The sequence below is a fragment of the Laceyella putida genome (assembly GCF_042665195.1).
GTDB classification, from domain to species: Bacteria; Bacillota; Bacilli; order Thermoactinomycetales; family Thermoactinomycetaceae; genus Laceyella; species Laceyella putida.
The window spans coordinates 1-13,894 of sequence record NZ_JBHTBW010000060.1 but is presented as its reverse complement, the minus strand read 5'-3'; the positions used below and the strand labels follow the sequence as shown (position 1 = coordinate 13,894).

Here is a 13,894-nt window from a genome sequence, read left to right as displayed (position 1 = left end):
AAAACGCCCCTTTCGCCCCCTAATTATAACTTAGCTTTTGTCTGGGGTCTCAGGGGTTCAGTATACTTTCTTGATTCTAACCTAATGATTTGAGATAGCACCAACCAGCAATAGTATCCCTTGATACCTAGAGGTATTTTGGTATCTACAGATGACTTTCGGTACTGAGATTGATTGCAAACCCCCGACCTTTTCTTCGAAAAAGAGATCGGGGGTTGTTGTTAGGAGGCATTGCTCTATTACCTTCTCAAGTCCCTGCAATATGCATAGCGAAGACTTTGAAGTTCTTTAGTGTCGTCAGCGAAGCTGCTGATCTCAATGGTTTCGCTTTAGTTCCGGGCCCTTAGCGTACAGGGTACCAAGAGACTCACTCTCACTTTTCAAATTTAGCACCATTCTCCGCCGGCAAAGACGAAAATGACGGCGATAACAAGGATGAAGATTAAAAGTCTTCTCAAATGGAAACCACCGCCGAAACCACCGCCGAAACAGCTAAAACCACCCATTTTTTTCACCTCCCAACGTTAAAATTCTATATATCTTATTACGCTGGTGAGAAAGTGGCTAGTGTGTTCTCCTATTTTAAGTGATTTTAGACAGATATCTTTCTTGATTCTAACCTAATAACATCCCGTACGCTAAGGGATGCCGGTTATTTTGTGTCCAAAATATGTCTTAGCGTACGGTAGGATGGGCTGCTGGCGAGTTACCGCCGAAGGCGGTACTTTTCCAACATCCTTCCTCCGAACCGGACGTGAACCTTTCAGCTCATCCGGCTCTCCAGTGCTTTATTCCGCAATTGGTTTTCCGTTGTGTATCTGAACGTGGTATTTTCTGCAAACTACAAGGGTCTTGCGGTTTCGTGCTATCATAGTTTGCATCCATTCAGGCTTTATTTTACAACCTTTTTGCTTAATATCTTTGAGGGATCGTATATGATGAACTTCAATATTTTCTTGTGAACCACATAATTCACAGGTATCTGCGAGAAACCGTTCAACAAGTTCAGTTCTTTTGTTCCATATTACTGCGGGATTGTCTTCAAGTATTGTATCGGTTCGTTTTTTAAGTGAAATGCCTCCCCATTGCGCTATGAGTGGTTTCTTTGCCTTCTCGTTCTATTTTTATCTGTAGGACTTTTCTGGCGCCTTCACTGGTTTGGACTGTTGTTTTATATTTGTTAAACACCTTTGTAACACTGATCTTGTGCTTGTGGGCAAGGGTTTTAGCTAAAGAACATTCCATTATCCAGCGCAGGTGGTCGATCTGATACAGATTGAGAGCACGTCGGTAGTATTCTACGACTCCACAGTATTCAGAGTGATATTGCGCCACTATGCTATATGGATTGTCATTGAGCCGTTCGGCTCGGTGAATAGACTTGCCGTTTTTCTTATAAGGCTTACACTTGTCACGAATTACTTCCATAGGAATCCTGAATCCAATAATGCCGTTTATGTTGCGTTGCCCCTTTTTGCCATGTTTCTTGTTATTATGGAGTGTTGTTATCTCATATCCGAGAAACCTTGCGTCTTCTGTACGTGCGTGAGTGATTAGTGTTTTGGTGTCTGAAAGAGTAAGCTGTAATTCGGAGCTGAGATACTTATTAATTTGTTCTTTTATTTCTTCGGCGTCTTTTTTTGAACCTATGAATCCTAAAAGGAAGTCGTCCGCGTAGCGGACATAGTGTAGTCTTCGAAAGTCGGGATCACATGGATCGTAAGAAGGTAGCTGTTGCATCTGCTTACGTAATTGTTGTGCTTCTTGATGTCGCCCTTTTCTTCTTAAATATTTGATTCGATTGGATATCTTTATATATTCCGTATTTTCTTTTCGTCTGGTACCACGGTTGTAGGTATGTAGAAGCACATCTTCGACATACTTGTCCAGCTTGTTCAGATAGATATTGGCGAGAAGTGGGCTGACAATGCCGCCTTGTGGTGTACCACTTAGCGTTACTTTGTAACGCCAATCTTCTAAATAACCTGCTTTTAGCAGGTTACCAATGAGCCTTAGGCAGCGATTGTCGTGAATCTTTTCCCGAAGAATATCTAGCAATACGTTGTGGTTTAGACTATCAAAGCATTTTTCGATATCACCTTCAATGAACATGCTGTACCAGTCCATTTCCGTTGAATTTCATTAAGAGCGGTGTGGCATCCACGCTTGGGACGAAAACCGTGTGAGTGTGTGCTGAATTGCGGTTCGTAATATGCCTCTAAGATTAATCGAATTGCTTCCTGTAGTATTTTGTCTGACCAAATAGGCAGGCCCAGCGGTCGTTTCTTCTTTGATTTCTTTTTCTCAATGAACACTCGTCTAACTGGTGTCCATTGATAACGTTCACTACGTAGTGCGTTAATGATTGATTCGAATTTCTTTATTGATTGTTCCGTCTGCTATTTCGCTGGTGCTTCCTTGTGTCATGGCTCCTTTGTTGCTGTAAATCCTACCATATGCGGTGAGGTAAAGGTCTAAGTTGAACAGATGACGATAGACACGTTCTAGCGGTAAACCACGTTTTCCACGATCGCGGATGATCCCCAAAATCGTTTCGGCTGTTCGCATCTCGCGTACCTCCCTTATTTGAAGATCGAAAACACCTGTCTCCCTTCGCCATGTAGACAGTTTTCCTGTCTTCAGACTCCGTCACCATAGGACTCGCGTCCCCTTAGGTGACCGCGTTCCCTCAGCAGTAGACTAATAGCACGGGTTAGGTGTCTCGTTCGCTTCCTTGAGTGAGGCGACGCCTCACCATTTACCAGCCGGAAGGTTCAGGTGACGTAAATCGAATCACCTTATACTGGTAACCCCGAGTTTTAGGCGTGGTGATCGGGGGAGGTTCCGTTACATCATTGGAAGCTGAGATTCAGACAATTTAGCCTTTCACCATACCGCGCGGGTCTCGCAGGACAATACCGTACACGCCTTCCTGTATTTCCCGCTTTAGTGGTATGCTATTGTCCCCTTTGGTGCCAGGTGAACCACTTGACCCAGAAGTCTTTTCTTCCGAACTTCTCCTTCCTAAGGAAGGGATCTATCGCCGGATGACGCGGCGCACTTTTACCCGAAATGATACGGTGACCCCAGATAATTTGATATCTCTTTAAAGAAGAGAAAGGAGCGCGCCGGGGGGAGGATAATAATACATGCTCGGTCGGACAGTGCCAGAGGCAGTGAACGATCGAGCATAGGTGCGGGCGATGGTTTTGTATTTTGAAGGATATTTCATACGGAAATATCCGTAAACAAGTTGCAAGACGATCACATCAGGAAAAGCCCCTTTTTCTCCATATAGGCCAATCGATTTTGAATGACAGCAACCGTTTCTTGGCTTGTATCGATGATGGTAAAGCCGGAATGATTGGGGTCTTTGATCCACTTCATTCCGTCTAACATGTCTATGATCAAACTGGATTTCCCCATCCCCGGCGCACCCGTAAGTAAGAAATGCTTAGTTAACTGCTCAAACGCGATCCTAATCTTTCTGGTATAGAGCGGATGTACTTGGGTTCCGGTGGGCCCGAAGACGTGGAAAGCCTTGTTCCAAAATCCGATGTACCGCGTACTGGTCGATGGAACGTTTGTCGTAGACACCGCCTATGCTTCGAAAATTACCGCTGCTGTTGGAGAAGCCGTTGAGAAGGAAGCAAAGAAGATTGAAGTCTTCTTGAGGGATCAATAAAAGAGTAGGATCTGTCTAAAATCACTTGAAATAGGAGAACACACTAGCCACTTCCTCACCAGCGAAATAAGATATATAGAATTTTAACGTTGGGAGGTGAAAAAAATGAGTGGTTTTAGCTGTTTCGGCGGTGGTTTCGGTGGTTTCGGTTTAAGAAGACTTTTAATCTTCATCCTTGTTATCGCCGTCATTTTCGTCTTTGCCGGCGGAGAATGGTGCTAAATTTGAAAAGTGAGAGTGAGCCATCTTGGTACCCTGTACGCTAAGGGCCCGGAACTAATTGAGATCAGCAGCTTCGCTGACGACACTAAAGAACTTCAAGGTTTTCGCTATGCATATTGCAGGGACTTGCGAAGGTAATAGAGCAATGCCTCCTAACAACAACCCCCGATCTCTTTTTCGAAGAAAAGGTCGGGGGTTTGCAATCAATCTCAGTACCGAAAGTCATCTGTAGATACCAAAATACCTCTAGGTATCAAGGGATACTATTTGCTGGTTGGTGCTATCTCAAATCATTAGGTTAGAATCAAGAAAGATATCTGTCTAAAATCACTTAAAATAGGAGAACACACTGGCCACTTTCTCACTAGCGAAATAGGATAGATTGACAAAGACGAAGATGGTTGCAATGACTAAACGGATCGTCCCATATCAAACAAAAAATGAGCATCTTTTCTGCGAACGTCTCAGAAAAAGGAAATACCTTTTTTCGATAAGATCGAGACAAATTTCTTTCCGGATTCATTTAAAACCAGTGTCTCTTCATTGACGATGATTTCCGTCTTAATAGCAAAATGATCTACTTCTGCGTTTTCAAAGAACGAATACGGCCACTTATTTACATTTTGTACCACTCGTTTTTCATTATCATACTCTCCTTCTTCATATAAATTGAATTTGTGTAGTTATCTTAATTATATCTAACATATTAATTTCTTTAGCATCAACCTGAAGTTGTGCGGCTCGTTCTGCCCCAATTGCTTGGATCATAAACAGAATCAGGAAAGGAAGTAAAAATCTCAACGCCAATATCCTCTCGAAATACTTTTTACAAAAGAAAACCCTCCTCAACAGAGGAAGGATGGTGACGGAAGGTAGCACCTGCCAATTTACTGCCTAAAGTATGTAGGTTGAGTCAATTTATCCTTCATACACCGTTCGTCAATTGTCCATGTACCCCATTTATTGCACCAGTTTAAAACAAATAACCGTTCAGCGATATGGGCCTTAAAATCATCTTCGTTTTCAAACTCATCCCAAAATCCAGGCATGTAATCCAGTTCCTTTGCAGTAGAGAAAACCATTTCGACATATTCATTTTTTTGTTTGTAAACTAACATGGGTTTGTAGTAAAACGGCATTCCATCTTTTTCGCAAGCGTCGCACTCTTTGCAATCCATGGTCCCGGCTTGTTTCCATTGTCAAGTTAGTTTAACCATAAACTCCATTTGTTGTTCTGGCATCTCCTTGCCATAGGGTATGGAGTAAAAGAACTTATCTTTGTCCAGTTGCATAGGCTTCAGGCAAGACATTAGACATGGCCATACGAGTCTGCCCAAACCAAATGCCAGTAGCAAAATGGACACACCTGGCCAAATCGTGCGAAGCACCAAAGGATACTACCAACGGGGTAACACGAGCCGTTTTTTCTATGCCTGTGTTCTGTAAAGAGACTTTTCATAAATACATCCGTGTTCGGTAAAGCAAATCTCCAGTTATAGGCCTATTAGGCTTTGCAGAATTCATATTCTGTAAAGTGTTTTAGGTATTAAAAAATCTCCTTTTCATGGGGTATATTTTGCGTCGAATTCCTTTTTTTCCGTTTTTAGGCACCTTTATTCGCCTTCGGAGTATCATAAAGATGAAAAACTAAAGGGGGTACATCATCCATGGAAAACAAGCATCTTCAACCCGTGATTCAAGGGTATCAAGATCCAGCTTATACTAATCAATTTCGCGGTGGTTTTGGAGGTCCCTTTGGCGGTTTTGGAGGTCCCTTTGGTGGTTTTGGAAGTCCCTTTGGTGGTTTTGGAGGTCCCTTTGGTGGTTTTGGAAGTCCCTTTGGTGGTTTTGGAAGTCCCTTTGGTGGTTTTGGAAGTCCCTTTGGATTCCCATTTGGCGGTTTTCCGTTTGGAGGATTCTAAGCAAAAAACCACCTGTCCGCGTCCGCTGCGGGAAAAAGTTGAGAGAAGAGTTGGAGAGGGAAGCGAAAGCAGACAATCGTTCTCTCAGCAATTACAATGTGAAAATCCTGATGGAAAGAAAAGTCCCACCCCTAAAGGTGGTCTGAATCCCAAAGATGAGATAACGAAAAAACACCTAGCTTACCTGTTGCCTGTATTCTACAGACGACAGGTAATTTAGTTTTTTCTGAATTCATCCATAATTATAATAATGGATGTAATATGAACTATTTCTAGGATGTGTCAGGTAAATCAATGTTTGAACCGGTCGATAAAGGCAACGATTCATAGAGCGGCATGAAAATAGACCGCCCGTTTCTAAATACGCGTGGCCTGTTTAAGGCGGTTGATGCAGTGTTCAATCACATTTTGGCGTGCATATAGAAGCACAGATGATAATCATCGATTTGGACAGCGACTTTACCCCAGTCCCCTAAAATCGTCTACCGCATCGTACGTATAACCACATGAGGAACTTTCCCTATAGTGTGGCATATGGCAATGGCGCTTCATCATTTTTTTCATGTACTTATATGCTTTTTTACTATGATAATACGCTTTGTACATGTTATGATCCATCATATGTGGCATCTTGTGTGGCATCATAGGTGGACACATCATGTGCGGGTAGTGCATGGGATATTTATGTTCCATTTTAACAACCCCTTTATGATCTTGATTTGTATGCAGTATACGGAAGACTATCCATATTTGCTCTAAGTGAAAAGCCTATATTCGTTTACCGGAAACAAACCGATTTCATCCTCGCACAAGCCAAAGCCGTTTCCTCTCTCATCATCATCATGGGCGATTGGAACATGACTCCCGAATCTAAACCATGGTAGAAAGTGACCGATCATTTCGCCGATGTGTGCACAGCCGCACGGGTCGGGGTCTTCCCCACCTTCACATCCATCCGCCCCAAACGGCAACTGAACTACATTTTTGTCAGCCACGGTATCCGTGTTGAATCCGCGGAAACCTTCCGGCATTCCCCCCCTGGCCTTGGACCATTTGCCTTTGAAAGCCACATTGTGGCTGGACGATTTAACTAATTCGGTTGTTCAAAACTGATTTTCATCCGTTTCATCCAACCCCGATGTGAGATAAGGCCCCCTCAAGGTCAATTCGGACAGCTGTTTTGCCATATACTGGGCCGAGTATTGCATGCCATTTTCCAACCAATAAGTGATGAGCCCGAGGTTCGCATATGAAATATAGTAAGTGAAAATCTCCTTGGGAATTTTCATCTTTTCAGGCTGCGGATGGAGCTGGTCCAGCTTTTTGTCCATGAACTGGCGGATCATTTTGAGCATGCGCCGCTGAAACGAAGGGATGCCATGGTCCCCCATCATCACTTGGAAGTAGAGGGCATGCTCGTGAATAAATTCGAACATCCGGACAAAAACCGGAATGGCCTCCCCGCTTTCGGTGAATTCTTCCACGCTCCTAGGGGCCACATGGGTCACCAGGGAAAAGAGCAACTCATCGATGGTTTGATCCAGCAAATCAAATTTGTCACGGTAATGTTCGTAAAAAGTGGCCCGGTTAATCCCCGCCCGTTCGGTCAAATCGCGAACGGTGATGTCGTCAAGACTTTTTTCTTGAAGGAGGGCGATCAGGGCCTCCCTTAACAGGCGGCGCGTTCTTTTCACGCGCGGATCCAAATTCTCTTTCATACATACACTCCTGCCCTTTTTGTCGTTTTTCTCCTGCTTATCCGGCAAATCAGCCGCATCAGTTGGTTAAGCGACATTTCTTCCCCATTTATCGGTTGTCATCGCGATTTTCAACCCCTTATAATCTTAACAACAACATGTTGTTTTAAACAACTTTATGTTGGATTGTGGGTGAAAATAGAATCCCCCACCAAGCGAACAATGCGCTAGAGTCATTTCATGCCCAAACCGCCACAAGGCCGCTCCATGGGCGAATAAACGGTTAATAGACGAAAGGGGTTCGGGAAGATGCAAACATGGGATTCATTTTTTGAAAACCCGGAAATCACCATTCAGGATTTGGCAAAGTATATCCAAAAACATTTTCAAACCCATTGGATGTCCGTTTTGCAAGAACATCGCCAAGAATTGTTGAATACTTTCGAAAAGATTGGTGAGCCCGCATATGGGCTGTATATGAGCAAGCTGTTAAACCCCATCCACAACAAATTGACCCGAGCCGGATTGATCTGGAAGCCCGGCTTCATTCTCCCTCAATCCTTGGAACATTGGGGGCCTCCGGAAGAACGCGAACGATGCATGTGGTGCGTCGTGAAGAAAGGAGATGGAACCCCGATCGGAACACTTGATTGCGCGTCTTCCACTCTCACGCCAAATTTGACATTCCGGCGGCGCCCGATATTTTCGCCTTGGAAGAAACAGAAAAAGAGGCCATCATCGTGGCCATTTCCCAAGCATCGATCCGGATGAACAAGAAATTCGGCGGATACCTTCACCCCGATCGGGATCCGGATGAAATCCAAAAATGGGAATACAGTGCCGAAACAGGTCTTAGCGATTATTTGAATTCGGACCAAGATAAATTTGAGGTGAGCGCATTGGATGTTGCCTTGGCCCAATGGGGCAAACATGGGTGGGAACTCGCTTCCGTCGTTCCTTATCAAGGCCGCCTGATCGCGTTTTTTAAACGCCCCGCATCCGTTTAAAAAACGGACACACCGTAGTGCAAGCAAAAAAACCGCTCGTCCTTGAAAGAACGGGCGGTTCTCCATTCTGGCGTAGAATGTGACGGCGTCTTCGTTTCAATTCTCTATAAGATGTAATGTATTGATTCTCAATCTTGCCGCATTAGACCTATGACCCGCATCAAAACTCCTCCTTAATTTTGTATGGTCCAGGATCAAGCAATAACTCTGCGAGCATTGAAAATAACCGCTCTCGGTATTTGATTTGCTTGCTCTCGTAACGGAAATACGGAGGATGATCACGTGTGAACTTTCTTTTTGCTCAAATAAATTAGGTCTATTATCGGATAACCACAAACGGTCTCATCATTTCATAATCCTCGTGCTCCAATATATGACAGTGCCATACATACAATCCTGTATACGAATCAAAATTCATGATAATTCGAGTTACCTGGTTAGGATTAGCTCTTACTGTATCCTTCAATCCTCTTTCAAATGGTTCAGGAGGGATCGACGGGCCAGTGTAATGGATGACTCTCTCCTTTTTAAATCGTTCTACATCGAAAGCTCTCCGGTCTAGTATTTGGAAATCAATTAAGTGAACATGAATAGGATGTGTATCTGTAGTTAAGTTGATAAGATGCCATATTTCGGTTGACCCCAATTTTGGATTTTCTGTTATGGGGGCATCCCACCTTTTACCATCTAATAACATGAATTCACGGCCGTACTGATCCGTTATATCATCTAATGTTAAATATCTGATCTTTGAAGCTGATTGTTCTCTCAGTTTGGGAAGAGGCCCCATATAAGACGGTATAACACTCGTATCAATACTTGAAAGAGGAAGAGTTACTCTAAATTGCATCAATGTACCTACCGTATTTGGATTTGGCGCAACGCCGCTTGGAAAAGGAGCAGGGGCATCATTTGTCATGATAATATTCTTTCCCTCAAGATTGGTAAAATCAATGATGACATCTGCTCTTTCTGAAGGAGCCAACATGATTTCTTTGACTCCTATCGGGTATTCCATCAATCCTCCATCCGTTCCGATTTGATAAATAAGTTGTCCCGAATCAAGCTTGATCCTATAGAAACGGGTGTTAGATGCATTTAGCAGCCTAAATCGATATTTACGTGGTTCCACTTTTAAATAGGGCCATACTTTTCCATTCACCAAGATGGTATCCCCTATAAATTCAGGAATAACCGATGTTTCTAATTCCGGGACTGGTTTATCTGGCTGCCTCGGGTAATAAAGTGAACCGTCTTCATTAAAAGACTTGTCTTGTATAATAAGAGGGATTTCATATTGACCACATGGCAAATTCAATAAGCGTTCCTGTTGATCTCTTACAAGGAAATATCCTGCGAGGCCTGCATACACATTGAGTCTTGTGATACCAAGCGCATGGTCATGATACCAGAGAGTACAAGCTCGCATGTAATTATCATATCGATATACTTTCTTTGTAAAATAAGGACCGACTTGTTCAAATCCCTTTGTAAACCAAGCCTCCGGATACCCGTCGCTTTCAGGTTCAACACTAGCCCCGTGTACATGTACCACCGTTCTTACTTCCGGTACATCCAAATGGGCACCATGTACCGTATAGTCTACCGGCAATAGATGCTTCGCGGGAAGATTGTTGATCCATTTAATGAACACTTTTTCTCCGCTTTCCACCTCAATGGTAGGTCCTGGATAGCTGCCTTCATATCCCCAAACCGTTGTGTCATTTAACTCACTATGGAGAGATTGCTTAAATTCCGTCATATTCACTTCATAATAAGTATGACATGAATCTTTCCAACGAGGCTTTAAAACAGGGAGAATGGGAAGTTCATCTACAAATTTAGAGAGAATCATAGTTCCGCTCCTTTATAAAATACTGATTCATAATTAATCTATTCGATCAAGTCCGAAAATATGTGCAAGTTCTCCCCTTTAGGGTTAATACCACATGCCCATCAAGTTAAGAAAAAATGGTGCCCCCAAAACGAAAAAAATGAGCATCTTTTCTGAGACGTTTGCAGAAAAGGTGCTTTTCGGTGAGCGCCCTCCACAACCATTGGCTCTATGAAAGACCCCGGGTCCTATATCTCCATTTCCAGGGTACCGGCGATCCCGCCAGATTAGCAGCAGGTGTCCGTCGTGCAATGAATGCCACCACCCACCCCGTACGATGATCGAGTGTGCCCTTTCATTTCGACACGTATCCAATCGTTGGCTTCCCAGCTGAAAAAGATAAAAGAACCCTTTAATTTGCTGAGCGAATATGCAAAGGTCCGAAGCACCAGCGCGCATATGGCATCAATGCCGAACTCGCGGAAAAGATCTTTTGTTTGGGGTAGAACCACACACCAACGAAGCTCAGATTGAATCCGGCATTGCAAAATATTATAGGATCAATGACTAATTGGCTCAGTCGCTTTGTACCTTCTTATAGTGTCACCGTCGGCTTCCAATGGATTTTTTATTTACTTTTTTCACCATGGTCATATTGAATGAATAGCTGAGTAAGATGTAAATGTTATATTTAAACTGTATTCCTGTGAGCTAACTGCCCCTGTTTAAACAGGGTTATTTTTTATTTATGTCCTATCTCCAACATTCATTGATGGGTTCTAAAAAAATACCTCCCACTGGAGACTGATGCAGAAAGATTAGAAGCTATTTCAAAAGTACCCTTGGATCAAAAATACTGTAAAATATAAATATTATGAGTAGACATGAGATAACGGATCAACAGTGGGAAGTCATCTCTATTGCCAAAGAAAAAAACAAACATGGGTAGACCACCAGCAGACCCTAGAAAAACTTTAAATGGGATACTCTATGTCTTGAAAACAGGCTCCCTTGGGCAGACATGCCACGAAAATATGGCTCGCCAACTACATGTTGGCGAAGATTACAACAGTGGACAGAAGACGGTACGTGGGATCGTATTTGGCGAGCTCTTCTTTTACAGCTAGACTCACAATCAAAAATAGAATGGGCTCAGGCATTCCTCGACTGTCTTGTTGGTTCTTTTCCTTTTCCATGATCCCATTCCTCCACTCCATGTGAAGTATCTGTGTATAAACAAAGATATTACGGTATAGTGAAGTTGATGAAAAACTATTGGCAAATACAAGTGGAGGTTTTTAAAACAAATGGCTAATCATCACCAACCTAGCGCACAAACAAGGCAGAGGAATCATATTCTTGAAGTATTAGGAGTTGCGACACGGTTAGGACTCACCTCATTTGGAGGACCGATTGCCCATTTAGGGTACTTTCGCGAAGAATACGTCAATCGGCGTAAATGGTTAGATGAAAAAACGTATGCAGACTTAGTAGCCCTTTGTCAATTCTTGCCGGGGCCAGCAAGCAGTCAAGTCGGAATAGCAATTGGAATGATTCGAGCCGGTTTTCTGGGGGCTCTTGCTTCTTGGATCGGGTTTACTCTTCCTTCCGCCCTTGCCCTCATTATCTTTGCCTATGTACTTCAAGGGGCTAAGATCGAAGAGATGGGATGGATTCACGGATTGGTCGTAGTGGCTGTTGCGGTAGTGGCACAGGCTGTCTGGGGAATGGCTCGTAATCTTGCGCCGGATCGTCCGCGTGCTACCATTGCGTTTCTTGCCACCATTGTTGCTGTCACTTGGCAAACAGCTCTAAGCCAAGTGTTAATTATCGTTCTAGCCGGATTAATTGGATGGTTGCTCTTGCCTAAAAAAATCAATGTGAAATCCTCCTCCATCCAGATTTCTATTAGTCGTAGGGCCGCTGTCATCTCTTGGGGTTTATTTTTTGCCCTCTTACTTGTACTCCCTCTCTTGCGGCAAATGACTTCTGCTCAGTGGCTCGCGATGTGTGATAGCTTTTATCGGACGGGTTCGTTAGTCTTTGGTGGTGGACATGTAGTGTTACCGCTCCTTCAAGCAGAAGTGGTGACTCCAGGATGGATGAGTTCCAGTCAGTTCTTAGCCGGTTATGGGGCGGCCCAAGCTGTTCCAGGGCCTCTCTTTACTTTTGCCGCTTATTTGGGAATGGTTACACACGGTTGGTCTGGAGCTCTGGTAGCGACAGTAGCCATTTTTCTCCCATCATTTTTATTGATTATTGGAACGTTGCCTTTTTGGGATTGGATTCGTACACAACCGAACTTCCAAGCGGCTTTAAGTGGAATTAATGCGGCTGTTGTAGGGATTTTACTGGCTGCTCTTTATGATCCTGTATGGACAAAGGCGATTCACACTCCTGCGGATTTCTGTCTCGCTCTTCTCGCTTTTGGACTCTTGATGATCTGGAAACTTCCTCCTTGGGTGGTAGTGGTTATTTCTGCGATCGGCGGGTCAGTTCTTGTTTTTTCTTAATAAATAAGTGGTCCTTTTAAACAGGACCGCTTTTTTTGTTTGATAAAGGTGAAAAGGGGTTAATATTTTCGCTCCTTTAGTATATACGAAATGGAAATTTCGCGTTAAAATCTATTTATTCATTCACGGCAAATTGGAGGGTTCTATGAAATCTATCCGTAATTGGTATCATGTTTTTATCTACAGCTTCTTGCTAGCCATCATTTCCTTGATTTTCCGCTCTATTCAAGAACAATTAGGATTTACTCAACCTACATTACAAGGTCGTATTCATTACTATGTGATTTACATGTTTATTTTCTTTTTTGTTTTTAATAGCTGTGTGTTATTGTATAACCGTTGGAAAGAAAAGAAGAAAAATTATTAGTTCATTGTTAATAAAGGGAGAGAGAATACTCTCCCTTTCAGAGTGGAGAGATTTTCCATAGTGGACTCCTCTGTATCTGCAACCAAGAAATCGAGCAATTCAACAGGGAGACCCTTTTCTGTCGCTTGCTTATATGCTTTGTTACGCAAGGACTCACGAACCCGCTCATTGCGTTCCTTTTCCAACTCCTGCTCCAGCTTTCGCAGTCGTTTTTCTGCTTCAGTTTCTGGCGGATTGAGTTCGTTCAGCTTATCCTGCACAAGCTTGTCCAAGTTGTTGTTTTTCCACGTTTCAATCCCTTTGGTAACAGCGCGATCTTTCTCCGCTTGTAACCACTTTTTGCCCTCTTCGTTCATCTCAACAAATCGCTTTACATCGTCCAGCGACGGCGCTTCAGCTCCATTAAGAAGGCCTGAACGTCCTCTCTGTCCTTATGTTGAGCAAGAAAATCTTTGATCTCTTGTAGTTCCATCCTTTGTTCCTCCTCATGCCCTCACAGTTCACGCCTGGGAGTGCAAATTGGTTAGATAGTCTTTCTTCAAATCTGCTAGAAAAATGATCAAAACAAAAACCCCTATCAACGAGACTGATGCAAAAGCATAACATGATTTGTAAAAGTGCCTTCGGGCACTTTTTTTGTTACACTG

The 13,894-nt window shown here is 43.2% G+C and carries 14 protein-coding genes and 1 pseudogene; 6 read left to right on the top strand and 9 right to left on the bottom strand.

All coding sequences use genetic code 11. From position 1 onward, the window contains the following. Positions 1 to 788: 788 nt before the first annotated feature. The 5 genes from ACFQNG_RS16810 to ACFQNG_RS16785 form a co-directional block, all read right to left on the bottom strand. Complete coding sequence (locus tag ACFQNG_RS16810) at positions 789 to 917, bottom strand: HNH endonuclease (RefSeq protein ID WP_379866819.1); 129 nt, start codon at positions 915 to 917, stop codon at positions 789 to 791. A gap of 148 nt (positions 918 to 1,065) precedes the next feature. After that, entirely contained in the window at positions 1,066 to 2,112 is a 1,047-nt protein-coding gene (locus tag ACFQNG_RS16805; protein ID WP_379866817.1) for a reverse transcriptase/maturase family protein, read from the bottom strand. A gap of 246 nt (positions 2,113 to 2,358) precedes the next feature. Further along, positions 2,359 to 2,568 carry a hypothetical protein gene (locus ACFQNG_RS16795; RefSeq protein ID WP_379866813.1) on the bottom strand — a complete coding sequence of 70 codons (210 nt, stop codon included), beginning with the start codon at positions 2,566 to 2,568 and terminating at the stop codon, positions 2,359 to 2,361. Positions 2,569 to 3,264: 696 nt separating this feature from the next. Continuing rightward, positions 3,265 to 3,597 (bottom strand): hypothetical protein, encoded by a 333-nt coding sequence (locus ACFQNG_RS16790; protein WP_379866811.1) that lies wholly within the window; start codon positions 3,595 to 3,597, stop codon positions 3,265 to 3,267. Positions 3,598 to 4,794: 1,197 nt separating this feature from the next. Then, on the bottom strand, positions 4,795 to 5,085 hold the full coding sequence (locus tag ACFQNG_RS16785) for a hypothetical protein (RefSeq protein ID WP_379866809.1): 291 nt from the start codon (positions 5,083 to 5,085) through the stop codon (positions 4,795 to 4,797). Positions 5,086 to 5,574: 489 nt separating this feature from the next. On the opposite strand from ACFQNG_RS16785, the gene ACFQNG_RS16780 reads away from it, so the two are divergent. After that, the gene (locus ACFQNG_RS16780; RefSeq protein ID WP_379866807.1) at positions 5,575 to 5,829 is read left to right on the top strand and encodes a hypothetical protein; all 255 of its coding nucleotides are present in this window, start codon (positions 5,575 to 5,577) and stop codon (positions 5,827 to 5,829) included. Between the two features lie 755 nt (positions 5,830 to 6,584). Here the strand turns inward: ACFQNG_RS16780 and ACFQNG_RS16775 are convergent. Together ACFQNG_RS16775 and ACFQNG_RS16770 are read right to left on the bottom strand one after the other, a co-directional pair. Beyond that, entirely contained in the window at positions 6,585 to 6,860 is a 276-nt protein-coding gene (locus tag ACFQNG_RS16775) for a hypothetical protein (protein WP_379866805.1), read from the bottom strand. Between the two features lie 72 nt (positions 6,861 to 6,932). Then, positions 6,933 to 7,547, bottom strand: a complete 615-nt coding sequence (locus ACFQNG_RS16770) for a TetR/AcrR family transcriptional regulator (RefSeq protein WP_379866804.1) — start codon at positions 7,545 to 7,547, stop codon at positions 6,933 to 6,935. A 288-nt stretch (positions 7,548 to 7,835) separates the two neighbouring features. On the opposite strand from ACFQNG_RS16770, the pseudogene ACFQNG_RS16765 reads away from it, so the two are divergent. Both ACFQNG_RS16765 and ACFQNG_RS16760 read left to right on the top strand, forming a co-directional pair. After that, positions 7,836 to 8,162, top strand: a pseudogene (locus ACFQNG_RS16765) (DUF6022 family protein); the annotation flags it as partial. Between the two features lie 14 nt (positions 8,163 to 8,176). Beyond that, positions 8,177 to 8,533, top strand: a complete 357-nt coding sequence (locus ACFQNG_RS16760; protein ID WP_379866801.1) for a DUF6022 family protein — start codon at positions 8,177 to 8,179, stop codon at positions 8,531 to 8,533. A gap of 319 nt (positions 8,534 to 8,852) precedes the next feature. Here ACFQNG_RS16760 and ACFQNG_RS16755 read toward each other — a convergent pair whose 3' ends face one another. Continuing rightward, entirely contained in the window at positions 8,853 to 10,388 is a 1,536-nt protein-coding gene (locus ACFQNG_RS16755) for a multicopper oxidase family protein (RefSeq protein WP_379866799.1), read from the bottom strand. A gap of 161 nt (positions 10,389 to 10,549) precedes the next feature. Here ACFQNG_RS16755 and ACFQNG_RS16750 point away from each other — a divergent pair, with 161 nt between their 5' ends. The 3 genes from ACFQNG_RS16750 to ACFQNG_RS16740 all read left to right on the top strand — a co-directional run bounded on the left by ACFQNG_RS16750 (position 10,550) and on the right by ACFQNG_RS16740 (position 12,880). Then, positions 10,550 to 10,708: a DUF1259 domain-containing protein gene (locus ACFQNG_RS16750; RefSeq protein ID WP_379866798.1), complete on the top strand. Its 159-nt coding sequence runs from the start codon at positions 10,550 to 10,552 to the stop codon at positions 10,706 to 10,708. A 680-nt stretch (positions 10,709 to 11,388) separates the two neighbouring features. Then, positions 11,389 to 11,565: a hypothetical protein gene (locus ACFQNG_RS16745; protein ID WP_379866796.1), complete on the top strand. Its 177-nt coding sequence runs from the start codon at positions 11,389 to 11,391 to the stop codon at positions 11,563 to 11,565. Positions 11,566 to 11,674: 109 nt separating this feature from the next. Continuing rightward, on the top strand, positions 11,675 to 12,880 hold the full coding sequence (locus ACFQNG_RS16740; RefSeq protein ID WP_379866794.1) for a chromate transporter: 1,206 nt from the start codon (positions 11,675 to 11,677) through the stop codon (positions 12,878 to 12,880). Between the two features lie 363 nt (positions 12,881 to 13,243). On the opposite strand, the gene ACFQNG_RS16735 is transcribed toward ACFQNG_RS16740, so the two are convergent. After that, complete coding sequence (locus tag ACFQNG_RS16735) at positions 13,244 to 13,603, bottom strand: DUF4355 domain-containing protein (RefSeq protein WP_379866793.1); 360 nt, start codon at positions 13,601 to 13,603, stop codon at positions 13,244 to 13,246. Positions 13,604 to 13,894 lie beyond the last annotated feature (291 nt).

Coding starts and splice junctions, on each gene's coding strand:
- ACFQNG_RS16770 (WP_379866804.1), bottom strand. CDS start 7,547: ATGAAAGAGAATTTGGATCCGCGCGTGAAAAGAACGCGCCGCCTGTTA.
- ACFQNG_RS16745 (WP_379866796.1), top strand. CDS start 11,389: ATGCCACGAAAATATGGCTCGCCAACTACATGTTGGCGAAGATTACAA.
- ACFQNG_RS16780 (WP_379866807.1), top strand. CDS start 5,575: ATGGAAAACAAGCATCTTCAACCCGTGATTCAAGGGTATCAAGATCCA.
- ACFQNG_RS16775 (WP_379866805.1), bottom strand. CDS start 6,860: ATGCCGGAAGGTTTCCGCGGATTCAACACGGATACCGTGGCTGACAAA.
- ACFQNG_RS16740 (WP_379866794.1), top strand. CDS start 11,675: ATGGCTAATCATCACCAACCTAGCGCACAAACAAGGCAGAGGAATCAT.
- ACFQNG_RS16755 (WP_379866799.1), bottom strand. CDS start 10,388: ATGATTCTCTCTAAATTTGTAGATGAACTTCCCATTCTCCCTGTTTTA.
- ACFQNG_RS16795 (WP_379866813.1), bottom strand. CDS start 2,568: ATGCGAACAGCCGAAACGATTTTGGGGATCATCCGCGATCGTGGAAAA.
- ACFQNG_RS16735 (WP_379866793.1), bottom strand. CDS start 13,603: ATGAACGAAGAGGGCAAAAAGTGGTTACAAGCGGAGAAAGATCGCGCT.
- ACFQNG_RS16805 (WP_379866817.1), bottom strand. CDS start 2,112: ATGTTCATTGAAGGTGATATCGAAAAATGCTTTGATAGTCTAAACCAC.
- ACFQNG_RS16785 (WP_379866809.1), bottom strand. CDS start 5,085: ATGGATTGCAAAGAGTGCGACGCTTGCGAAAAAGATGGAATGCCGTTT.